General features: G+C 72.5%; 11 protein-coding genes. 2 read left to right on the forward strand and 9 right to left on the reverse strand.

Translation table 11 applies throughout. The features are described from left to right. Window positions 1-7: 7 nt before the first annotated feature. The 3 genes from DNK56_RS30825 to DNK56_RS30835 form a co-directional block, all read right to left on the reverse strand. Window positions 8-790 (reverse strand): thioesterase II family protein, encoded by a 783-nt coding sequence (locus DNK56_RS30825; protein WP_111339051.1) that lies wholly within the window; start codon window positions 788-790, stop codon window positions 8-10. Then, a complete protein-coding gene (locus tag DNK56_RS30830; RefSeq protein WP_158558460.1) occupies window positions 787-13,449 on the reverse strand; it encodes a non-ribosomal peptide synthetase in 12,663 nt (4,220 codons plus the stop codon). The genes DNK56_RS30825 and DNK56_RS30830 overlap by 4 nt, the downstream gene beginning before the upstream one ends. A 167-nt stretch (window positions 13,450-13,616) precedes the next feature. Then, window positions 13,617-14,975: a helix-turn-helix domain-containing protein gene (locus tag DNK56_RS30835; protein WP_111339053.1), complete on the reverse strand. Its 1,359-nt coding sequence runs from the start codon at window positions 14,973-14,975 to the stop codon at window positions 13,617-13,619. 347 nt (window positions 14,976-15,322) lie between these two features. Between DNK56_RS30835 and DNK56_RS30840 the strand changes: the two genes are divergently transcribed. Beyond that, window positions 15,323-15,523 (forward strand): hypothetical protein, encoded by a 201-nt coding sequence (locus tag DNK56_RS30840; protein WP_111339054.1) that lies wholly within the window; start codon window positions 15,323-15,325, stop codon window positions 15,521-15,523. A gap of 30 nt (window positions 15,524-15,553) precedes the next feature. Here the strand turns inward: DNK56_RS30840 and DNK56_RS30845 are convergent, their stop codons facing one another. Next, a complete protein-coding gene (locus DNK56_RS30845) occupies window positions 15,554-18,586 on the reverse strand; it encodes an AfsR/SARP family transcriptional regulator (RefSeq protein ID WP_111339055.1) in 3,033 nt (1,010 codons plus the stop codon). Between the two features lie 242 nt (window positions 18,587-18,828). Here DNK56_RS30845 and DNK56_RS30850 point away from each other — a divergent pair, with 242 nt between their 5' ends. Next, the gene (locus tag DNK56_RS30850; protein WP_111339056.1) at window positions 18,829-19,245 is read left to right on the forward strand and encodes a nuclear transport factor 2 family protein; all 417 of its coding nucleotides are present in this window, start codon (window positions 18,829-18,831) and stop codon (window positions 19,243-19,245) included. A gap of 25 nt (window positions 19,246-19,270) precedes the next feature. Here DNK56_RS30850 and DNK56_RS30855 read toward each other — a convergent pair whose 3' ends face one another. The 5 genes from DNK56_RS30855 to DNK56_RS30875 all read right to left on the reverse strand — a co-directional run bounded on the left by DNK56_RS30855 (window position 19,271) and on the right by DNK56_RS30875 (window position 24,236). Then, on the reverse strand, window positions 19,271-20,482 hold the full coding sequence (locus DNK56_RS30855; RefSeq protein WP_111339057.1) for a metallophosphoesterase: 1,212 nt from the start codon (window positions 20,480-20,482) through the stop codon (window positions 19,271-19,273). Window positions 20,483-20,614: 132 nt separating this feature from the next. Next, entirely contained in the window at window positions 20,615-21,079 is a 465-nt protein-coding gene (locus DNK56_RS30860; RefSeq protein WP_111339058.1) for a hypothetical protein, read from the reverse strand. Between the two features lie 18 nt (window positions 21,080-21,097). Continuing rightward, a complete protein-coding gene (locus DNK56_RS30865) occupies window positions 21,098-21,310 on the reverse strand; it encodes a hypothetical protein (protein WP_111339059.1) in 213 nt (70 codons plus the stop codon). Between the two features lie 171 nt (window positions 21,311-21,481). Next, window positions 21,482-23,191 (reverse strand): amidohydrolase, encoded by a 1,710-nt coding sequence (locus tag DNK56_RS30870; protein WP_111339060.1) that lies wholly within the window; start codon window positions 23,189-23,191, stop codon window positions 21,482-21,484. Between the two features lie 67 nt (window positions 23,192-23,258). Then, a complete protein-coding gene (locus DNK56_RS30875) occupies window positions 23,259-24,236 on the reverse strand; it encodes an alpha/beta hydrolase (protein ID WP_111339061.1) in 978 nt (325 codons plus the stop codon).

Genomic DNA, 24,236 nt, shown 5'->3' on the forward strand with positions numbered 1-24,236 from the left:
GGAGGGGTTACGCGGACGCGGCGGCGGAGTCGCGCAGGGCGTCCAGGACCGGATTCAGCCGGGCGAAGAAGCCGGCCAGGTCCTGCTGGAAGTAGAAGTGGTCACCGGGCAGCACCTGCGGCACGACCTCGTGGCCCGTCACCAGCGACCAGCCGGCGAGCATCTCGGCCGGCACGATCGGGTCCGCGTCCCCGCCGAACACGGCGACCGGGCAGTCCAGCCGGGCGTCCGGGGCGGTGCACCGGTAGGCGTCGTCGATCGCGAAGTCCGCGCGGATCGACGGCAGGACGATCTCCCGCAGCTCCGGATCGTCCAGGATGCCGTCGTCGGTGCCGCCGCGCTCCTTGATAGCGGCGACCAACTGGTCGTCGTCCAGCAGCTCCGGGTGCACGGGGCACTGGTTCGGCAGCACCGGGGCCCGGCACGCGGAGGCGACCAGCAGCCGCGGGCTGCGGCCGGCGGCCCGCAGGGCGCGTACCACCTCGAACGCGACCAGCGACCCCATGCTGTGCCCCAGCACCACCAGCTCACCGGTGTCGGCGGGCAGCGAATCCACCACGGGCTGCGCCAGGTCGTCCACCGACAGGGGCAGCTCCTCGCAGTAGCGGGCGCCACGGCCCGGATACTGGCCGATCAGCAGCCGCACATCGGCCGGCAGGTGCTCGCGCCAGCCGCCGTACGCGTGGGCGTTGCCCCCGGCGTGGGGCAGCACCAGCAGCGACAGCCGGTGCGGGCCGTCACCGGGAAGGTCCCAGACGACGTCTTCGGGTGCGGGGGATGCGGAGGTCATGAGCTGATCCGTTCTGTCTCGGTACGACGGCGGAGTGCGGGCCGGGCCTTCTTGGCCCCGGCGGCCGGGGCGGACTTCAACGCGGTGATGTGCTCGGCGAGCCGGGCCGGTGTCGGGTGCTCGAAGACGTCGCGGACGGTGAGCCGGACGTCGAGCGAGACGGCGATGTGGTTGGTGAGGCGGGCGCCCAGGAGCGAGTGGCCGCCGTGGTGGAAGAAGTCGTCGTCGATGCTCAGCGCGTTCTCGGCACCCAGCGTCCGGGCGAAGAGACCGACCAGGGTCTCTTCCAGCGGGTTACGGGGCGCGCGCCCCTGGGAGACGACGGCCGCCGGTTCGGGCAGGGCGCGCCGGTCGATCTTCCCGTTGGGCGTGAGCGGGAGCCGGTCGAGGACGGTGAGATAGGTGGGCACCATGTGCTCGGGCAACCGCTCGACGAGGTGCCGGCGGATCTCCTCGGTCGTCACCGCGTCCGCACCGGTCACCACGTACGCGGAGAGCTGGCGGCGGTGTGTGGTGACGGTGGCTTGGGTGATGTCCGGGTGGGTGAGGAGCGCGGCCTCGACTTCGGCGGGTTCGATGCGGAAGCCCCGGATCTTCACCTGGCTGTCGGCGCGTCCGTTGTAGTGGAGGTGGCCGTGGGTGTCGTAGTGGGCGAGGTCGCCGGTGTGGTAGAGGCGGGTGCCGGGGGTGCCGTGGGGGTTGGGGATGAAGGTGGTGGCGGTGAGGTCGGGGCGGTTGAGGTAGCCGTGGGCGAGGCCGTGGCCGGTGAGGTAGAGGTGGCCGGTGACGCCGGGGGGTACGGGTTGGAGGTTGGTGTCGAGGATGTAGGCGGCCTTGTTGGTGAGGGGCCGGCCGATGGGGATGGTGGGGTGGGGCTGCGTGCTCGGTTCGATGGTGTGGGTGGTGGTGAAGCCCATGGATTCGGCGGGGCCGTATCCGTTGACGATGGTGGTGTGGGGGGAGAGTTGTTGCAGGCGGTGGATGTGGGTGGGGGAGGCGGCTTCGCCTCCGGTGTAGGCGGTGGTGACGGTGGTGAATGCTTGGGGGTGTTCGTCGGTGAGGTAGTTGAAGAGGCTGGCGGAGAGCTGGAGCATGGTGACGCCGTGGCGCTGGGACAGTTCCGCGATGAGGGCGGGCTCCGGCTTCTGTCCGGGCTGGAGGACAGTCGTGCCGCCGTGGAGGAGCGCGCCCCAGAATTCGAGGCTGAAGGCGTCCCAGGAGACGGGTGAGCACTGGAGGAAGACCTCGCCGGGCCCGAAGGTGCCGTAGGTCTGGGCGGTGACGGTGGAGACCAGGTTGCGGTGCGAGGAGAGGATGCCCTTCGGCCGCCCGGTGGACCCCGAGGTGAACATCACGCACGCGACATCCTGACTCCGGATCGGTAGCCCGAGATTGTCCGCGCGGTGGGCGGCGAGGTCGTCCGGCCCCTCGGTGCAGGTGGTCCAGGCCCCGTTGATGCGGTTGGCGAGTCCGGCGTGGGTGACGAGATGGCTGATCGCGGCTTCCTCGGCGGCGGACCGCAGCCTTTCGTCCGGGAAGTCCGGGTCGAGCAGGACATGCCCTGCGCCGGTCTTGAGTACGGCGATGAGCGCGGCGGCGAAGGTGGCGTTGCGTTCGAGGAGGATGCCGGCCAGGTCTCTCCGGTCGAGGCCATGCGCACGGAGGTGGCGGGCCCAGCGGTTGGCGGTGGCGTTCAGCTCCGCGTACGTGATGTGCGTGTCCCCGTCGATGAGGGCGATGGCCTGCGGGGTGCGGGCGACCTGGTCCTCGAAGCGGGCGACCAGTGAGGTGTCCTCGATGGGTGCGGTGGTCCCGGCCCACGGCCCGAGCAGCAGCTCCCGCTCGGCGTCCGACACCACCTTCAGGCGGTCCAACCGCACGTCCGGGTCGGCCAGGGCCTGGCGCAGCACCTCGCGGAGCACGGTGACCATGCGCTGGACGGTCTCCCGGTCGAACAGGTCCTCCGCGAAGAGAACCGTGCCCCGCAGACCCTGGCCGTCCTCGGTGCGGAGCAGGAACTCCAGGTCGAACTTGGCCGCCCCACTCGTCACCGCCGGAACCGCGCTGACCCGGGCCTCTCCGAGCCGCAGCTCCGGCGTTCCACCGGATTCCAGCGTGAGGCAGATTTGGAAGAGGGGGTGGCGGGAGAGGGTGCGGGTGGGGTTGAGGGCGTCGAGGACGAGGTCGAAGGGTGCGTCCTGGTGGGCGAAGGCGTCCAGGTCGGTGGTGCGGACGCGGTTGAGGAGTTCGCGGAAGGTGGGGTTGCCGTCGGTGTGGGTGCGCAGGACGAGGGTGTTGACGAAGAAGCCGACGAGGTCGCGGAGTGCTTCGTCGGTGCGGCCGGCCACGGGGGAGCCGATGGCCAGGTCCGTGCCGGCACCGAGCCGGGTGAGCGCCGCCGCCAGGGCCGCGTGCAGCACCATGAAGGGGGTGCAGCCCTCCGCACGGGCCAGCTCACCGACGCGTACGAACAGGTCGTCCCCGAGGGACACCTCCACCTGGCCGCCCCGATGCGAGGCGCGGGCCGGGCGCGGCCGGTCCGGATTCAGCGCGTGCTCCTCCGGCAAACCCTCCAACGTCTTGTGCCAGAAGGCGAGTTCCTGGGCGAGCACACTGTCCGCGTCGTCGGCCGACCCCAGCACCCGCTGCTGCCACACCGCGTAGTCCGCGTACCGCACCGGCAGCGGCTCCAGCACGCTGACATCGGCCCGGGCACCCCGAGCCTCGTAGGCCCGTGAGAGGTCGTCGAAGAGCACAGCGGTGGACCGGCCGTCCGTCGCGATGTGGTGGAGCAGGAGGAGGAACACCGATGAGTCGTCGTCCACCGTGAACAGGTGTGCCCGGACCGGGAGTTCGTCGTGGAGGTCGAAGACATGGCGTGCCGCGTCGGCCATCGCCCGGTCCAGCTCGCCCGAGGCCACCGCGCGGTGCTCGACGGGCACTTGGGCGCGTGCGGCCGGCACCACGTGCTGGCGCGGTTCGCCGTCCACCGTCGAGAACACGGTCCGCAGCGGAGTGTGGCGTGCGACCACGTCGTGCAGGGCGGCGGTGAGCAACTCGGCGTCCACGTCACCCGTCAGCCTCACGGCGATCGGCACGTTGTACGCGGCGCTGCCGCCGTCCAGTTCGGCCAGCAGCCAGAGCCGGCGCTGAGCGAAGGACGGGGGCGCGTCGCCGTCGCCGTCCCAGGCGCCCGCCGTGAGCGGGGGCAGCGCGGGCCGGCCGCTGAGGGTGCCGATGTGCTGGGCGAGGCGGGCGGGTGTGGGGTGCTGGAACACGTCCCGGATGGTCAGCCGGACGTCCAGGGCGTCGGCCAGGTGGTTGGTGAGCCGGGCCGCCAGCAGGGAGTGGCCGCCGTGCGCGAAGAAGCTGTCGTCCACCCCCACCGGGCCCTCGGTGCTCAGCACCTGGCTGAACAGGGCGACCGTCACCTCTTCGAGCGGGGTCTGCGGCGCCCGCGCGCTGCTCACCATCACGGCCGGCGCGGGAAGCGCCCGCTTGTCGATCTTGCCGTTGGGCGTCAGGGGGAGGCGGTCGAGCACGGTGACGTAGGCGGGAACCATGTGCTCCGGCAGCCGTTCGGCCAGGTGCTGCCGTGCGTCCTCCGCCGTGACCGTGTCCGAGTCGGTGACGACGTAGGCGGACAGCTGGTCGTGGTGGACCGTGAGGGTGGCTTGGGTGATGTCCGGGTGGGTGAGGAGTGCGGTTTCGATTTCGGCGGGTTCGATGCGGAAGCCGCGGATTTTGAGTTGGTGGTCGGCGCGTCCGTTGTAGTGGAGGTGGCCGTGGGTGTCGTAGTGGGCGAGGTCGCCGGTGTGGTAGAGGCGGGTGCCGGGGGTGCCGTGGGGGTTGGGGATGAAGGTGGTGGCGGTGAGGTCGGGGCGGTTGAGGTAGCCGTGGGCGAGGCCGTGGCCGGTGAGGTAGAGGTGGCCGGTGACGCCGGGTGGGACGGGTTGGAGGTTGGTGTCGAGGATGTAGGCGGTCTTGTTGGTGAGGGGCCGGCCGATGGGGATGGTGGGGTGGGGCTGCGTGCTCGGTTCGATGGTGTGGGTGGTGGTGAAGCCCATGGATTCGGCGGGGCCGTATCCGTTGACGATGGTGGTGTGGGGGGAGAGTTGCTGGAGTTGGTGGATGTGGGTGGGGGAGGCGGCTTCGCCTCCGGTGTAGGCGGTGGTGACGGTGGTGAATGCTTCGGGGTGTTCGTCGGTGAGGTAGTTGAAGAGGCTGGCGGAGAGCTGGAGCATGGTGACGCCGTGGCGCTGGGACAGTTCCGCGATGAGGGCGGGCTCCGGCTTCTGTCCGGGCTGGAGGACAGTCGTGCCGCCGTGGAGGAGCGCGCCCCAGAATTCGAGGCTGAAGGCGTCCCAGGAGACGGGTGAGCACTGGAGGAAGACCTCGCCGGGCCCGAAGGTGCCGTAGGTCTGGGCGGTGACGGTGGAGACCAGGTTGCGGTGCGAGGACAGGATGCCCTTCGGCCGCCCGGTGGACCCCGAGGTGAACATCACGCATGCCACGTCGTCGCCTCGGACCGGCACACCGGGGTTGCTGTCCGACGCGTCGGCCGGCGCCCCACCGGAGACGGAGACCACGTTCCAGGGGTCGCCGCCTGCCACTCGCTGCCCGAGGACGTCGTCGGTGACGAGCAGGGTGATGCCCGCATCGTTCGCGGCGGACCGCAGCCGCTCGTCCGGGAAGTCCGGGTCGAGCAGGGTGTAGCCGGCCCCGGCCTTGGTCACGGCGATCACGGCGGCGGCGAAGACCGCGCCGCGCTCCAGCAGGACGCCGGCCACCTCACCGCGCCCCAGACCACGGGCCCGCATCGCGTGGGCCCAGCGGTTGGCGGTGGCGTTCAGCTCCGCGTACGTGATGTGCGTGTCGCCGTCGATGAGGGCGACGGCCTGCGGGGTGCGGGCGGCCTGGTCCTCGAAGCGGGCGACGAGTGAGGTGTCCTCGACGGGTGCGGTGGTCCCGGCCCACGGCCCGAGCAGCAGCTCCCGCTCCGTGTCCGACACCACCTCCAGCTCACCGAGGCGTGTCTCCGGGTCGGCCAGGGCCTGGCGCAGCACCCCGCCGAGCACGGCGACCATGCGCTGCACGGTCTCCCGGTCGAACAGGTCCTCCGCGAAGACCACCACGCCGTGCAGGCGCTTGTTGTCGTCGGAGCGGAGCAGGAACTCCAGGTCGAACTTGGCCGAACCGTTGGTCAGCCCCCGCACCTCCGCCGTGCCCCCATGACCCAGGTCCAGTGCTGGCGCCTCTCCGGCCTCCAGGGCGAGGCAGATTTGGAAGAGGGGGTGGCGCGAGAGGGTGCGGGTGGGGTTGAGGGCGTCGAGGACGAGGTCGAAGGGTGCGTCCTGGTGGGCGAAGGCGTCCAGGTCAGTGGTGCGGACGCGCTCCAGGAGCTGCCGGAAGGTGGGGTTGCCGCCGGTGTCGGTGCGCAGGACCAGCGTGTTGACGAAGAAGCCGACCAGGTCGCGGAGTGCTTCGTCGGTGCGGCCGGCCACGGGGGAGCCGATGGCCAGGTCCGTGCCGGCGCCCAGCCGGGTGAGCGCCGCCGCCAGGGCCGCGTGCAGCACCATGAAGGGGGTGCAGCCCTCGGTGCGGGCCAGCTCACCGACGCGCACGAACAGGTCGTCCCCGAGGGACACCTCCACCTGGCCGCCCCGATGCGATGCGGCTGCGGGGCGCGGGTGGTCGAGGGTCAGGCCGTGCTCCTCCGACAGGTCCGCCAAGGTGTCCTGCCAGAAGGCGAGTTCCTGGGCGAGCACACTGTCCGCGTCGTCGGCCGACCCCAGCGCCTTCTGCTGCCACACCGCGTAGTCCGCGTACTGCACGGGCAGCGGTTCCAGGACACTCGCCTCGGCACCCGCGACCCGCGCCGCGTAGGCCCGCGAGAGGTCGTCGAAGAACACACCGGCCGAGCGGCCGTCCGTCGCTATGTGGTGGAAGAGCAGGAACAGGACGGGGTGCTGCCCGTCACCCAGGTCGAAGAGGGTGGCCCGGAGCGGGCTCTCCGTCGTGAGGTCGAAACGCTGCCGGGTCGCCGCGTCCAGGTCGTCGTCCAGCCGCTCCGGCGTGGACGGCCGGCGCTCGATGACGATCCCGGCCCGGTCGGCCGCCTGTACGCGCTGCCGCGGCTCACCGGCGACCGTCGTGAACACGGTCCGCAGCGGAGCATGGCGCGCGGCCACGTCGTTGAGCGCGGCCGTCAGCGCGTCCACGTCCGGCGTACCCGTCAGCCGTACGGTCATCGGCACGTTGTACGCGGTGCTCGCGCCGTCCAGCTCGGCCAGCAACCACAGCCTGCGTTGGGCGAACGAGAGCGGGCTGTCGGAGCCGTCACCCGCTTCCCCGGCAACCAGGGTCGGCAGCGCGGGCCGCCCCTGCAACGAGGCGATGTACTGCGCGAGGCGGGCGGGCGTGGGGTGCTGGAACACGTCCCGGATGGTCAGCCGGACGTCCAGGGCGTCGGCCAGGTGGTTGGTGAGCCGGGCCGCCAGCAGTGAGTGCCCGCCATGGGCGAAGAAGCTGTCCTCGACCCCCACCGGGCCCTCGGTGCCCAGCACTTGGCTGAACAGGGCCACCGCGATCTCTTCGAGCTGACTCTGCGGCGCGCGCTCGCTGCTCACCACCGCCACTGGCTCGGGGAGCGCCCGCTTGTCGATCTTGCCGTTGGGCGTGAGCGGGAATCGGTCGAGGGGGGTGAGGTAGGCGGGGACGAGGTGTTCCGGAAGACGCTCGACGATGTGTCGGCGGACGTCGTCCATGGACACATCGGTGGCGACGACGTAGGCGGAGAGCTGGTCGTGGTGCTTGGTGACGACGGCCTGGGTGATCTGGGGGTGGTTGAGGAGTGCGGTTTCGACTTCGGCGGGTTCGATGCGGAAGCCGCGGATTTTGATCTGGTGGTCGGCGCGGCCTTCGTAGTGGAGGCGTCCGTGGGCGTCGAAGTGGGCGAGGTCACCGGTGCGGTAGAGGCGGGTGCCGGCGGGGCCGTAGGGGTGGGGGACGAAGTGCGTGGCGGTGAGGTCGGCCCGGTTGAGATAGCCGTGGGCGAGGCCGTCTCCGGAGACGTACAGCTCACCGGTCGCACCCGGCGCGCAGAGCCGGAGCGAGCTGTCCAGGACGTAGAGGGGCTTGTTGACCAGGGGTGTGCCGATGGGGATGACGGTGTGGGGTTCGTCGGAGGGTTCGATGGTGTGGGTGGTGGCGTAGATCATCGCCTCCGCCGGGCCGTAGCCGTTGAGCACCCTGATCCCCGGCCGGGCGGTCAGGAGTTTGTGCACGTGGAGGGGCGAGGCGGCCTCGCCGACGGTGTAGGCCGTGGTGACGGAGTCGAAGGTTTCGGGGTGTTCGTCGGTGAGGTAGTTGAAGAGGCTGGCAGACAGCAGCAGGGTGGTGACCCGGTGCTTGGGCGCCAGCTCCGCGATCAGTGCCGGCTCCGGTTTCTGTCCCGGCTGGAGCACCACGCGTGCGCCATGGAGGAGCGGACCCCAGAACTCCAGGCTGAAGGCGTCCCAGGAGATGGGCGAGGACTGGAGGTACACCTCCTCCGGACCGGTCGGGAGGTAGGTCTGCCCCACCAGCGTGGAGACGAGGTTGCGGTGCGTGGAGACGATGCCCTTGGGCCGTCCGGTGGACCCGGAGGTGAACATCACGCAGGCCAGGTCGTCACCGCAGATCGGCACATCAAGGTTGCTCGCGTCCTGGTGGGTTACGTCCTCCGGCCCCTCGGTGCAGGTCGTCCACACCCCGGAGAGGCGGTCGGCGAGTCCGGCACGGGTGACGAGGTGGCTGATGGCGGCTTCCTCGGCGGCGGACCGCAGCCGCTCGTCCGGGAAGTCGGGGTCGAGCAGGACGTGTCCGGCGCCGGTCTTGAGTACGGCGATGAGCGCGGCGGCGAAGGTGGCGCCGCGCTCCAGCAGGATGCCGGCCAGGTCACCGCGGTCCAGGCCGCGTGAACGCAAATGCCGGGCCCACTGATTGGCCGTGGCGTTGAGTTCGGCGTACGTGATGTGCGTGTCGCCGTCGATGAGGGCGATGGCCTGCGGGGTGCGGGCGGCCTGCTCCTCGAAGCGGGCCACCAGCGATACGTCTTCCCGGTCGGCCACCGCCCCGGCCCACGGCCCGAGCAGCAGCTCCCGCTCACTTCCCGACAGCACCTCGATCTCACCGAGGCGTGTCTCCGGGTCGGCCAGTGCCTGGCGCAGGACCTTGCCGAGCACGGTCACCATGCGCTGGACGGTGGACTGGTCGAACACATCCTCGGCGAAGATGACCATCCCGCTCAGGCCCTGACCGTCGTCCGTGCGGAGCAGGAACTCCAGGTCGAACTTGGCCGATCCATTGGCGAACGTCTGCAGGGCGGCGGGCCGCACACCGTCGAGCGCGAGCACGGGCGTGCCGGTCTCCAGGGTGAGACACACCTGGAAGAGCGGGTGGCGGGAGAGGGTGCGGGTGGGGTTGAGGGCATCGAGGACGAGGTCGAAGGGTGCGTCCTGGTGGGCGAAGGCGTCGAGGTCGGTGGTGCGGACGCGCTCCAGGAGCTGCCGGAAGGTGGGGTTGCCGCCGGTGTCGGTGCGCAGGACCAGCGTGTTGACGAAGAAGCCGACGAGGTCGCGGAGTGCTTCGTCGGTGCGGCCGGCCACGGGGGAGCCGATGGCCAGGTCCGTGCCGGCGCCCAGCCGGGTGAGTGCCGCAGCCAGGGCCGCGTGGACGACCATGAAGGGGGTGCAGCCCTCCGCGCGGGCCAGCTCGCCCACACGGGCGAACAGGTCGTTCCCCAGCTCGACGGCGATCTGCCCGCCTCGGTGCGAGGCGCGGGCCGGGCGCGGGCGGTCCAGGTTCAGGGAGTGCTCCTCGGGCAGCCCCGCCAGGGCGCCGCGCCAGAAGTCCAACTCCCGTGTCAGCACGCTGTCCGCGTCGTCGGGCGAGCCCAACACCCGCTGCTGCCACACCGCGTAGTCCGCATACCGCACTGGCAGCGGTTCCAGGACGCTCGTGGCCGCACCGGCGACCCGGGCCTCGTACGCGCGGGCCAGGTCGGTGACGAACACGTCACTCGACTGGCCGTCCGTGGCGATGTGGTGCATCACGACGACCAGGTGGTGCACGGCCTCGTTCAGCCGGAACAGCGTGACCGCGAGGGGGAGTTCGCCGCGCAGGTCGAAGGAGCGGCGCCCGGCGTCGGCCATCGAGGCGTCCAGCTCGTCGGCCGTCACCTCGCGACGCTCCACGACCACACGTGCCTCGCCGGCCGGGAGGACGCGCTGCCGCGGCTCGCCCTCGACGGTCTCATACACGGTGCGCAGGGGCGCGTGACGTGCGAGGACGTCGTTGAAGGCGGCCTCAAGGGCATCGGTGTCCAGAACACCCGCCAGCCGTACGGCCATCGGCACGTTGTACGCGGTGCTGCTGCCCTCCAGGTCCGCGAGCAGCCACAACCGCCGCTGAGCGAACGACATCGGGGCCGATTCCCGGTCCGGTGCCTCCCCGGCGGACAGCGGCGGCAGCGCGGGCAGACCCTTCTCCGTGCCGACCTTCTCCGCCAGCCGTGCCACGGTCGGGTTCTCGAACACATCGCGGATCGTCAGCCGCACCCCGAGCACCTGGGCGATCCGGTTGGTGAGGCGGGCGGCGCGGATGGAGTGCCCGCCGTGGTGGAAGAAGTCGTCGTCGATCGTCAGCTCACCGGGCGCGTCGAGCGTGCTGGTGAAGAGGCTCGTCAGAGTCTCCTCCAGCAGCGTGCGCGGGGCCCGGCCACCCGACGCCACCGCCACCGGCTCGGGGAGCGCCCGCTTGTCGATCTTGCCGTTGGGCATGAGCGGGAACCGGTCGAGGGGGGTGAGGTAGGCGGGGACGAGGTGTTCCGGAAGACGCTCGATGATGTGCCGACGCACCTCCGCCATGGACACATCGGTGGCGACCACGTACGCCGACAGCTGGTCGTGGTGCTTGGTGACGACGGCCTGGGTGACTTGGGGGTGGGTGAGGAGTGCGGATTCGACTTCGGCGGGTTCGATGCGGAAGCCGCGGATCTTGATCTGGTGGTCGGCGCGGCCTTCGTAGTGGAGGCGTCCGTGGGAGTCGAAGTGGGCGAGGTCGCCGGTGCGGTAGAGGCGGGAGCCGGCGGGGCCGTAGGGGTGGGGGATGAAGGCGGTGGCGGTGAGGTCGGCGCGGTTGAGGTAGCCGTGGGCGAGGCCGTCTCCGGAGACGTACAGCTCACCGGTCGCACCCGGCGGGCACAGCCGCAGGGCCGTGTCGAGGACGTAGAGGGGCTTGTTGACCAGCGGTGTGCCGATGGGGATGACGGTGTGGGGCTTCTCGCTGGGTTCGATGGTGTGGGTGGTGGCGTAGATCATCGCCTCCGCCGGGCCGTAGCCGTTGAGCACCCTGATCCCCGGTCGGGCCGAGAGCAGCTTGTGCACATGGGCCGGGGAGGCCGCCTCGCCCACGGTGTACGCGGTCGTGACCGACTCGAACGTTTCGGGGTGTTCGTCGGTGAGGTAGTTGAAGAGGCTGGCCGACAGCAGCAGGGTGGTGACCCGGTGCTTCGGCGCCAGCTCCGCGATCAGCGCCGGTTCGGGCTTCTGCCCCGGCTGGAGAACGACCCGCGCCCCGTGCAGCAGCGGCCCCCAGAACTCCAGGCTGAAGGCGTCCCAGGAGATGGGCGAGGACTGGAGGTACACCTCCTCCGGACCGGTCGGGAGGTAGGTCTGACCCACCAGCGTGGAGACCAGGTTGCGGTGCGAGGAGACGATGCCCTTGGGCCGCCCCGTGGACCCGGAGGTGAACATCACACAGGCCAGGTCGTCACCGCAGATCGGCACATCGAGGTTGCCGGGGTCCTCGCCCGTCACGTCTTCCGGTCCCTCGGTGCACGTCACCCACCGGCCCGCCAGCCGCCCCGCGAGCCCCGTACGGGTCACCAGGTGGCTGATCTCCGCCTCACCGGCCGCCGAGCGCAGCCGCTCGTCCGGGAAGTCGGGGTCGAGCAGGACATGCCCTGCGCCGGTCTTGAGTACGGCGATGAGCGCGGCGGCGAAGGTGGCGCCCCGCTCCAGCAGGATGCCGGCCAGGTCGCCCCGCCCCAGCCCACGTGAACGCAGGTGCCGGGCCCACTGGTTGGCGGTCGCGTTCACTTCCGCGTACGTGATGCTCTGCTCGCCGTCGATCAGCGCGACCGTGTCCGGGAACCGTGCCACCTGCTCCTCGAAGCGGGCCACCAGCGACACGTCGTCCCGGTCGGTCACCGCCCCGGCCCACGGCCCGAGCAGCAGCTCCCGCTCACCCTCCGACAGCACCTCCAGCTCGGCGATCCGCCGGGCACCCGGCTCCGCCGCGTCCACGGCCGCGACCAGGAAGGCGGCCAACCGGTCCAGATGGGCGGCGACGGCCTCGGTGTCGACCCCGTCCACGGGCGTGTCGAAGTCGATGCGGAAGCCGTCCGAGGCGCCCAGGTCGTACACCGTGACGTTGAGGTCCTCGACCGGGCCGCTGGACACGTTGTGGTTGACCGTGGTGTGGCCGCACACGGTCAGGTCGGCGTTGAACGCCATGAGGTTGAGGACCGGGCCCGTCATCCTGCGGCCCCCGGTGAGCGTGCCCGCGTCCCGGCGCAGATCCTCGAACCGGGTCAGCTGATGGCGCAGCCCGTTCTTCACCTCGGCGGACACCGCGCGCACCAGGTCGCGCAGCGTCTCGCCGGCGCCCACGCGCAGCCGCAGCGGCACGATGTTGGACGCCATCGAAGGCGTACTGCGCGCGGTCTTCGTGGTCCGTCCCGGCACCGGCAGCGCGACCGTCAACTCGTCCTGCGCCGTGACCCGGTGCAGATACACGGTGAACAGGGCGACCACCAGCACCGGCCAGGAGACCCGCTCGGCCCGCGCCACGGCACGCAGCCGGTCCGCCTGGGCCGCCGGGATCAGGACCGTACGACGTGAGAACGGCAGCGCCCCTCGGGCGGGGGCGGCCCGGCCGGAGCCCCGGATCAGGCTCGGGAAACGCTCCGGCGCACCACTCAGGTGCTCCCGCCACCAGGCCCGGTCGGCGGCGGCCTCGTCCGAGCACCGGTAGGCGGCGTCCTCGGCGTACACATCGGCCAGCCGGCCGAACGGGGACGCGCCCCACGGCTCACCGGCGACCGCCTGCTCGTACAGCTCGATCAGCCGCTGGAGCAGCATCCCCAGCCCCGCACCGTCGGTGACCAGGTGGTGGAAGCCGCAGAAGTAGAAGGAGCGGTCCGCGGCCAGCTTGATCAGCGCACAGCGGACCGGGGGCTCGCCGGTCAGGTCGAAGGGCGCCCCGATCATCGCGTCCAGCACGTCCCAGGCCGCCCGCTCCGGATCGGCCTCGCCGCTCACATCGATGTACGGGAGGGTGCGGTCGCCCCGGTCGGTGTCGATGAGCTGCCACACGTCCTCGCCGTCGTCCTCGAAGCGGCGGATGCGCAGGACGTCCGCCTCGTCGGTGAGGCGGCGCCAGGCGGCGCCCACCAGCTCCGGGTCGATCGGGCCGCGGATGTCCCGGCACTCGGCCACGTTGTACTTGAGGCCGGTGGGGTCCAGGGAATGGGCCGTCCAGATGTCGCGCTGGGCCACCGAGAGCGGCAACCGGAGGGTGGCCGGAGCGGGTGCGACGGTCGCGTCGGACGGCATGGGGTCTCCTGTGTGTCTCGCGGCGGAACGGGGCGGCTGCGGAGCGGGCAGTGCCATACAACCGCCGGGGCCGGGCGTGGAGCGGCAGTTGTTCCGGCGGGAGGCCAGCAGTTCGACGGCACTGCGGCAGTCGGACGGCAGCCCCGGCGCCGCCCCGTGGCGGCGGCTCACACCGCGGCGGTCGCGCCCGCCGCCGCGCGGACCACGCACAGCACCCGGAACGCCGAGCGGCCGCCGTCCGCACTGGCCCGGATCACCCCGCCGACCAGCAGCTCCCGCATCAGCCGGCCGCACTCCGGCAGCGAGCGGCCGGTGAGCCGTACGACGTCCTGGAACAGGAACTCCCCGTCGTCCGCCCGGCACAACTCGCCGATGAGCGTCCGCTGCGAGGCCGGCAGCGCGGCGAGCGTGCGGCTCACCCGCACCTGGAGGCGGGAGCCCTCCGGACCGCCGGCCAGATGGTCGAGCAGCGGGGCCGGGTCCGAGTCCACGATGTCGCGCAGCGTCGACAGGTCGCAGACGGTGAGCCAGGACGCGGCGGCACCGAGCGCCGCCGGATGGCCGTCCAGGCGGTGGCAGATCCAGGTGACATCGGCCAGCGCCCGCGCGTCCGGCACGATGTCGGGCCGCACCCGGCGCAGTTGGCTGAGGAAGAACCGTACGGCAGGCGCGTCGGTGTGCCCGGCCGAAGGCGCGGGCGCCTCCAACGGCGAGAGCAGGAACAGGCGTTCACCCGGCACGTTCCACGGCCGCTCCCCGGTGACCAGCAGACGCAGGTCCGGGAAGGCGCGCAGCAGCCGGCTCAGCCGGCCGAAGTCGAGGGCGGCGGTGTCCACCCCGTCCAGGACGAGCACGGCACCGCGTACCGGCGCACCGCCGTCCTGGAGGGCGACCAGCGCGTCCGCAAGACCCGGCAGCGGCTCCCCGAGCTCCCCGGGCTGCCCGCCGCCCCGCAGGAACCGGGCGCAGGAGTCGGCGAGCCGGGGCAGCGGGTCGTCGTCGGCGCGGAGGCAGTCGGCGGTGGCGCCGTCCCCGCCGTGCCACAGCACCGGCAGCCCGGCGTCGTACAGGCGGGCGGCCGCCTCCAGCGCCAGCCGGGTCTTGCCGACACCGCTCAGCCCGACGACCGTGACCAGCCGCTCCGCACCCGAACGCAGCTCCTCCACCACGATCCCGGTCTCCGCCTCCCGGCCGACCAGCGGATACAGCGGCGCGGGCGGTGCGGCCCGCTCCATGGACAGCCGGCGCACCTCACCGCCCGCGCGCGGGCCGCTGCGGGCCGCCGCCTCCAGCGCCGTGCGGGCTCTCGGGCCGAGTCTCAGCGCGTCGGCGATGAGCCGCACCGTGTCCGTCCTGGGCCGCTGGGCCTTCCCCTTCTCCAGGTCCCGGATGGCCCGCACGCTGATGGTGGACAGGTCGGCAAGTTCCCGTTGGGTGAGGCCGATGCGGAGCCGGTGTCCGCGTATCAGGGAGCCGAGCGATGCGGTGGCGGCCGGGGTGTCCTGCGGGGGGTGGCTGAGCGTCATGAAACGACTCCTGCTCGTCGGGGAGGAGCACCCCGGAAGCGGCTGCGGGCCGGGGTGCCGTGGGGGACGGCTGTCGTGCCTTGCTGCTGCCGCCATGCTCCGCGCACCGCCTATCCGGGAGGCATCGCGCCGCCAACGCCGGTACGGCCCGCCCCACCGGCGCCGTGATAGCGGACCCGTACGGGGGAAGGGCAGGTCAGCGGCCCGCGATCGTGGGAGCGCGACCAGCGGAAGGCGGCGCCGGCGCCGTGATAGCGGGGCGATAGGGGCGGGGGCGGTGCCGTGAATCCGGCTGTTCCTAGCTTGGTGTCCAGAAGGAAACGGAACACCGACGAAGGGACAGTCCGATGACGAAGAACACCACCACCCGCAACGCCCTCCGCGCCGCCTTCGCCACCGTCGCCGTCGTGATCGTCACCGGCATCGGCGTCCAGGCCGGCTGGGCCGACGACGCCTCCGGCACCGGCACCCAGCCGACCGGCACCAGCAGCACCGCGACGCCCGCCCCGACCACCACCGGCTCCACCGACAACAACCCCTGGGACTGACCTCGCCCGATACCAGGTGGCGCAGGGCTTCTAGCCCGCGCCGAGCAGCCGCCGGGTCTCCGCCAGTTCCCGCTTCATACCCCGGCTCGTGAAGACCTCCAGCGCGGGGGCCAGCAGTTCACGGGAACGCCCCGGCTCGTCCGCCAGCAGCCGCGCCAGATCCAGGCGGGCCAGCGCACCACCACCGAAGTCCATGATCTGCTCCCGGGCCGCGACGGCCCGGTCGAAGAAGTACGTGGCCCGGTCCGGCCGGCCCATCAGCACGAAGGCCTGACCCAGGTCCCGCAGCAGATGCCCCTCGCCGATCACATCACCGGAATCCCGGCACAGCTCCAGGACCTCCGTGAACGTCAGCACCGCGAGATCCAGCTCGCCCCGCTCCAGCAGGAGTTGGCCCACCCGGCGCAGCGTCCGCGCCCGGCCGCCGAGATAGCCCACCCCGTCGTAGATCTCCAGCGCCTCGTCCAACTGCGCCTGCGCCGCGTCCGTCTCGCCGCGCCGCATCCGGATATGGGCGCTCTGCGTCAGCACGATCGCCCGCCCCACCACGTCACCGGCCCGGTCGAAGTCGGCCAGCGACCGCGCGTACAGCTCCAGCGCGACGTCGTCCGCGCCGTTCGTCCGGGCGATCAGCGCCATGTCGCGGCGGCACAGCGCCTCGCCCTGCGGCTCGTCCAGCGCCTGGAACACGTCCAGCGCCGAACTCAGCGCCTGGCGGGCCATGTCGAACTCGTTGCGGCACATGTACAGCGAACCGAGCGAAGCCCGTACGGCGGCGGTGCCGCGCAGATTTCCGGCCTTGCGCACGGCGGCCAGCGCCCGTACGTGGGTCTGCTCCCACAGGTCGTAGTGGCCCCGCACCTCGAACAGGGTGACCAGGGTCGTCGCCAGATTCCAGCTCACATCGTGCAGACCCTCGTCGGCGGCGTGCTCCACCATGCCGCACAGCGCGCCCTGCTCCGCGTCGAACCAGGCCAGCGGATCGGCGAGCAGATCACCCGTGCACGACGGGGGCGGCGCCCAGCGCGGCGCGTCACCGTGCAGCACGGTGAAGTCGCCGCCGTACACCTTGCGATGGGCCTCCTGCGCCAGATACATCCAGCCGCCCGCCATCCGCGCGAGCGCGTCCCGGCGCACCTCCGGGCCGTCGTGCGCGGCCAGTTGCTCGCGCGCGTAGACGCGGATGATCTCGTGGAACTGGTAGCGGTAGCCGCCGGTCCGCTCCACGCCGACGACATCCAGCATCTGCATGTCGACCAGCGGCTCCAGCAGATCGGACGGAACCGGCCGATCGTCGTCGAGGAGCGCGCCCGCCAGCCAGCCCGGCAGCGTCGGCGTCCGCGACATGCTCAGCAGCCGCAGCAGCCCCCGGTCCTCGGGCGCCAGCCCGTTGTACGTGAGGGAGAGGCTGGCCCGCATCGTCATCTCGCCGTGCGCCAGCTCGTCCAGCCGGTGCCGTTCGTTGGCGAGCCGGTGCACCATCGACGCCAGCGTCCAGTGCGGCCGGGCAGCGAGCCGGGCGGCCACGATCCGCAACGCCAGCGGCAGCCGCCCCACCGTACGCACCAGCGCCTCCGCCGACGCGGCCTCGCCCTCGACGCGCTCCTCCCCGATGATCCGCGACAGCAGCCGCAGCGCCCGCTCCTCGTCCAGGACGTCCAGCTCCACGCGGTACGCGCCCGGCAGCGCGGTCAGCCTGGCCCGGCTGGTCACCAGCACCGCGCAGTCACGGCTCCCCGGCAGCAGCGGCTGCACCTGGCTCTCCGTCGCCGCGTCGTCCAGGACGACCAGCACCCGCCGGGAGGCGAGCCGGGTGCGGTACATCTCCGCCCGCTCGTCCAGCGAGTCCGGGATGAGCTGGCCGGGTATGCCCAGGGCCCTCAGAAAACGGCCCAGCACCTCCAGGGTCGTCGCCGGGGTGCCGGTGCCGCGCAGATCGCAGTACAGCTGCCCGTCCGGGAACCCCGTCTCGGCGAGCCGGTGCCCCAGGTTCACGGCCAGCGTCGACTTGCCGGTGCCCGGCTTCCCGGTGATCACCGCCAGACCGACTGCCTTGCGCTCCCGGCCCCCGGTGAGCGCCTTCTCCAGCGCGGCGAGCTGTGCGTCGTCCGCCACGAAGTCATAGGTGGCGGCGGGAAGTTGCTGCGGGCGCGCGTCGTGCGGGTCGCCGTCGCCGGACCGGGCGGCGGCGCCGTGCGGCGGTACGGGGTCCGCGCCCTGCCCCCGAAGCGACTGCTGCCGCACGGGCGGGGCGGCGGATTCGGCGGGCCCGGCGGACTCAGCGGCCCCGGCCCCGCCGTCACGCGGCCGGGGCGGCTGGACACGCGCCGGCGCCGGCAGCTCACCGGCCAGGATCGCCGACTCCAGACGCCTCAGCTCCCGGCCCGGCTCCAGACCCAGCTCCCGGTCCAGAATCCGGCGCCCGTCCCGGAACGCCTCCAGCGCCTCCGCCTGCCGGCCCGACCAGTACAGGGCGCACATCAGCTGACCGCGCAGCCGTTCCCGCAACGGGTTCTCGTGGGTGAGCAGTTGCAGCTCCCCGACGAGCCGGTCGTACCGGCCCAGTTCCAGTTCCAGCTGCGTCCGCAGCTCGATCGCGCTCAGCCGCTCCTCGTCAAGCTGCCGCGCCTTGTTGGCGAGCGGGCCGCTCTCCAGACCGCTCAGCGAATCGCCCTGCCACAGCGCCACCGCCGACTTCAGCAGCGCCACCGCCTTCTCCGTCTCGCCCTCGTCGCGCTGCCGCCTGGCCATCGCGACCAGACCGGTGAACAGCAGCGAGTCCACGTCCCCGGTGTCGACGTGCAGGACGTAACCCGGCGGCCGGGTCGATATCGAGACCGTGCTGTCGGCGCCGACCAGCAGCTTGCGCAGCCGCGACACACAGATCTGCACCTGCGTACGGGCGGTCTCCGGCGGGTTGTCCTCCCAGATGAGGTCCACCAGATAGTTCGTGCCGACCACCCGGTTTGCCTCAAGCAGAAGGGCGGCGAGGATGACCTCCTGCCGACCGGGCGGCACCCGCAGTGGGCCGTCCTTGCCCCGTACCTGGAGCGGACCCAGCAATTGAAAGGGCGGTCTCGACGCGCCGGGGGCATCCTGGACCGTGTGCGTCGTACCCTCGGCCACCGAGACCCCCAGCTCGTAAGCGCGTTGATACTCCGGGATCAACGACCCCAAAGTTTTCACAACCCTCACGCATCTGTCCATCCTGCCTGCCGAGCGTGACCGTCCCGCCAATAGCGGCGCGATAGGCGGGGGTTGGCGGGGGCCGGAAAAGTGCCGGGTGAAAGAGAAAGGAGGCGTCCATGCACACCGACGCCTGGACGACCACAGCCCCGCACCCGGCGGACGACCTGATCACCGCCGCGGGCACCGACCACGTCCGCCTCGTCTACGACTACCTCGACGCCGGAGACCTCGACGCGTGCGCCTCGCTGCTGCACGAACACGTCCGACTGGACCTGCCCGGCGCCCCGTCGGCCCACGGCCGCACCGCCTTCCTGCGCGCCCACCGCGACCACCTCGGGGCGCCCGCCCGCCACGAGATCGACCGCGTCGTCGCCCGCGACCGCAGCGTGGTGGTCTCCGGCCGACGCGTCGGCACAGGAACAGGCACAGGCACCGGCACCGACGACACCCCGGCACGTTTCGTCGACTTCTTCCGCATCGCGGGGGACGGCATGGTGGAGTCCTGTACGCGCTACTACCACGCGGAACCCTGACCGGGCCGCGCATCCGGTGCTCGTGTCAGGGAGTCACCGGGGCGCGCAGCACGAGCAGGGTGATCTCGCTGGGCGCGAAGACGCGGAACGGCGGCCCCCAGAACCCGGTGCCCCGGCTGGTGTACAGCAGGGTGCGCCCACCGTGGCGGCTGAGCCCGGCGACGGCGGGCTGGTCGAGCCGGACCAGATGGTGGAAGGGCCAGATCTGGCCGCCGTGGGTGTGCCCGGAGAGCTGGAGGTCGACCCCGCCCTCGGCGGCCCGGTCCACGAACTTGGGCTGATGGGCCAGGAGCAGCACCGGCAGACCGGGGTCGGCACCCGCCAGCGCCCCGGCGAGATGGGCGCGGTGGCCGGCCAGCCCGGAGGACTCGGCGGTGACGTCGTCCACCCCGGCGACGACGAGGGTGTCCCCGCCGCGTTCCAGCAGCACATGGCGGTTGCGCAGCGGCTGCCAGCCCAACTCGTCCATCAGGTCCACCCAGCCCTGGGCCTCGCTGTAGTACTCGTGGTTCCCGGTGACGTAGACGCGGGCGTGAGCGGCGCGCACGGTGCCGAGCGGGGCGGCCTGGGCGCGGCGGCGGTCGGCGGTGCCGTCCGCGATGTCACCGGTGTGGCAGACCAGGTCCGCCTCCAGCGCGTTGACCTTCGCGCACACCCGCTCCGACCAGCGGACCCGGTCGAGCGGCCCGTAGTGGGTGTCGGTGACGAGGACGACGCGGGTGCCGTCCAGCCCGGCGCCGAGCCGGGGCAACTCCACATCGAGCGACCGTACGCGCGGGACGCGGCGCGCTTCCCCGTACCCCCAGGCCAGCAGCGCGGCGGCGACGCCGAGGACCGCCCAGGTGACGATCCTGGCCCGCGTCCGCCCGTCGCCGCCCGCGCCGGTCAGCGCCAGGGCGGGCCGCAGCAGCGCGCCGAGGAGCACGGACCAGGTGAACACCACCCAGACCGCCCCGAGGAGCGTGTCCCCGACGATCGCCGCCCGGTCCCGCTGCCGTCTGCCGTGCCCGCGCACCATCGCGAGCGGCATCGTGACGAGGCCGAGGACGAACAGACAGGTCCCGCCCGCCGTCACGGGCAGCGGCCAGTCCTGACCGGTGTACAGCAGCACCCAGCACGGCACGGCCCACAGCAGCACCGGCGCGATCAGGGGGACGTAACGCATCACGCGGCGCAGCGCGCCCGGCCGTGCCGCGCCGTCCGCGGCCGCGGGCCGGGCCTCGTCGGTGTCGGTCACGGTTGTCCTCCTCGGCCGGCCGGAATGCCGCGGCGCACTGTACCCGCTCTCCCCGGCCCCACGCGTCCGGCGGGTACCGGCCGCACGGCGAAGCCCCGCCGGACGGGTCCGGCGGGGCGAGGAACGGGACGATCAGCCGGCCTCGGCGGCGATCCACGCGTCCAGCTGTTCGCGGGTGGTGCTGGGGTCCGCGATCAGTCCGGACAGTTCGTCGTCGGCGAGATGCCGGGTCGAGACCGCCGGACAGCGCCGGCACCCCTCGACACCGCTCTGGGCCCACCACTGGCACCGCGCCCGCAGATGGCAGCGCGGAACGTTCGACTCGGCGGCCGGAGGTGCGGCCAGCACCCGTTCGATGAGGGTGCAGTCGTTGCCCCGGCGGTTGGCGCAGCCGGAGACACAGTGCGAGGCGAACCGCAGGATGCGCCGCGGTTCGACTCCCTCGGGCACATCGCCCAGCACCTGCGACGCCGGTACCGGATCGGCCAGGTACACCACCCGGCCGTCCTGCCCGGAGCGCACGCCCAGCACGACCGACTCGGGCGCGTGGGCGTCACCGCTCGGACACCAGCTCGTCGGGGTCTCCTTCTCGTCCACGGTCCTCGCCCCCCGTCGTCAGACGGCCTGGCCGACCGGGTCGGTGCCCAGGGGCCCGCCGGCGTCCAGGTGGGTGGCCTGCTCGATGTGCGCCTTCAGCTGCTCCAGCGACGTGATGCGCTCGCCGTTGGCGGGCGCGGCCGATGCCGTGGTCGCGCCCGCCACGAGGAGGCCGGCGGCGAGGAGGGCGGCGGCGCCGGTGGCCGCCGCCGTGCGGGACGAGTTCTTCATGGTCGACTCCCTGATGCTGGGGACGTGGTTGGCTGCACGCTATGCGCCGGTCCACGGCCCGGACGGCAGTCGCGGCGGCGGTTGACCGGCAGTTCGCGACATCCGGGAGTCCTCGGTCGTGCCCTCCTCGGCCGTGCTCGGTCCTGGGCCGTGCCCGGTCCCCGTTCGGGCTCAGTCCTCGGCGCCGACCCGTTCGTAGACGATCCGTCCGTCGAAGACCGTCATGTCGACGGGCAGGTCCGGGATGTCGTGCGGATCGGCCGCGCGCAGATCGCCGCCGAGGACGCACAGATCGGCGACCTTGCCGGGCTCCACGGTGCCCTTCCAGGACTCGGCGAAGTCCTGCCGGGCGGCGTTGACGGTGTACGCGCGCAACGCGGTCTCCAGCGGTACGCACTGCTCGGGACCGCTGACCCGGCCGGTGGCCTTGGACTCGCGCAGCAGCATCGCGGCGACCCCGCGCCGCCAGTCCGGCGCGGTGATCGGGGCGTCGGAGCCCACACAGACGGCGATGCCCGCCTCCACAGCCGAGCGCACCGGCCACATGTAGTCCGAGCGCGCGCTGCCCACGATGCCGTCCATCAGGTCCGCGATGGTCCACTTGATGGCCGGGTTCATATTGATGCCGTAGCCGTGCGCGGCCAGCTTCGCCAGGCTCCGCTCGGAGGCGAAGTCGCCGTGGATGACGTAGTGCCGGGCGTCCGGGCGCGGGTGGGCGAGCTGGGCGGCGGCGAACGCGTCGACCACGCTGTCGATCGCGCGGTCGCCGGTCACATGCACCCCGAGCTGGTATCCGGCGGTGTGCGCGATCCGGATCATCTCGGCCAGCTCCGCCTCCTTCAGCCCGCTGTCGGCACCGTGCACGCACAGCCCGCCGTGGCCGCCGGCCGGGTAGGGCTCATGCATCCAGGCGGTCTCGTTGGGCGGCACCCCGTCCGCGAACACCTTGACGCCGATCACGGCGAGCCGCCGCTCGTCCACGTCGTCCGGCACGGCCGCCCCGTCGAGCCCGGCCCGCACGTCGGCCGCCGAACCGCCCATCGGCGCGGGCAGCAGCAGCGCGCGCACGCGGGCCTCCAGCTGTCCGGCGCGGACCAGTTCGACGTACGCGTGCAGGGTGGCGGTGTCCAGGCCGCCGCCCAGGATCTCGGCGCCGCCCGGTCCGAGGCCCGGCTCGGTGTAACTGGTGATGCCCAGGGCGTGCAGCGCGCTCACCGCCGACAGGACGGCCTCCTTGCGCTGGGCCACGCTCACCGGGGGCACCAGGCCCTGCACCAGGGCCTGCGCCGTCTCCTTGAGGACGCCGGTGGGCTCGCCCGCCGCGTCGGTGTCGATCACCCCGCCCGCCGGAGCCTCGAAGTCCCGGTCGATTCCGGCGAGTTCGAGGGCGCGGGAGTTCACCCACACCATGTGCCCGGAGAAGTCGGTCAGGCAGACCGGGTGGTCGGGGGCGGCGGCGTCCAGGTCGGCGCGGTGCGGGCGGCGGGCCGGGTCGGCCAGGCACTCCGCCAGATAGCCGACGTCCCAGCCCAGGCCGGTGATCCACTCCCCGGCGGGAGTGCCGGCGGCGGCCTCGCGCACCGCGTCCGCGATGTCGGCGATCGACTCCACGGCCGGGTGGCCGAGGTCCAGCGCGAACGGCGGGCTGGTCAGCGCCCACGCCGCCGCGTGCAGATGCGAGTCGTTGATGCCGGGCAGCACCGTGCGCCCGGCCAGCTCCACGACGCGGGTACCGGGTCCGGCCAGGGCCCGTATCTCCGCGTCGCCGCCCACGGCGAGTATCCGGCCGTCCCGTACGGCGACCGCCTCGGCGACGGAGAAGGCGTCGTCGACGGTCAGGACGTCGCCGCCGGTCAGGATGAGGTCCGCTGTCTCCGGCATCGGTGGCCCTTCTGGCTGGTGAACAGAGATGGAGGAGGAAGGAGGGGGGTGGTGTCGGCCGGTCCGGTCAGAGGCCGAGGACGCGGCGCAGCCAGGACCGGCGGGAAGCCAGTGCGGCGCGGGTCGCCTCGTGGTCCGGGGCGAACACGTCGAAGCCGTGGAACGCGCCCTGCCAGACGTGCAGTTCGGCATGGCCGCCCGCCGCCCAGATGCGGGACGCGTAGTTCACGTCCTCGTCCCGGAACAGCTCGGCGGCGCCCACCTCCACGAAGGCGGGGGGCAGGTTCGACAGATCGGTGGCCCGGGTGGGCGCCGCGTACGGGGATACCGGGGCCGCCGGGTCGCCCGCGTCGTCGCCGAGCAGCGCCTGCCACGCCAGGATGTTCATCGGCCGGCGCCAGGTGCCGCGCTCGGTGTACTGGTGGCTGGAGACGGTGGAGTTGGTGTCGTCCAGCATCGGGCAGAGCAGCAACTGCCCGGCCAGGCGCGGCCCCTGGCGGTCGCGGGCCAGCAGCGCGACCCCGGCCGCGAGGCCGCCGCCCGCGCTGCCGCCCATCACGACGACGCGGCCGGGGTCGATGCCCAGCTCATCGGCGTACTCCGTCATCCAGCGCAGTCCCGCGTAGCAGTCCTCGACCGGTGCCGGGTCCGGGTGCTCCGGGGCGAGCCGGTACTCGACGTTGACGGCGACGACCCCGAGCGCGTCGACGAGGTCCACGAGGCGGGGCGTGTCCTGGTGGCGGTGGCCGCTGATCATGCCGCCGCCGTGGATGTTGTACAGCGCCGGCACCGGCTCCGTCAGGCCGCGCGGGCGCAGCACGGTGACGGCCAGGCCGGGGGCACCCTCGGGGCCCGGGATCGTCAGCTCCTCGGAGTCGACGGCCCGGTCGCCGATGACCTCGGCGACCGGCGGCATGGGGAACGCGCCGGCGGAGTCGCGGATGGCGGTGACGGAGTCCGGGCCGGGGGCGGACTCCTCGTCGCGGGGCATCGAGTCGAGCACCGCGCCGAGCGCCGGGTCGAAGGGTACGGGGGTGACGCGCAT

This window comes from Streptomyces sp. AC1-42W, assembly GCF_003248355.1.
In the GTDB taxonomy this organism is placed as follows: domain Bacteria; phylum Actinomycetota; class Actinomycetes; order Streptomycetales; family Streptomycetaceae; genus Streptomyces.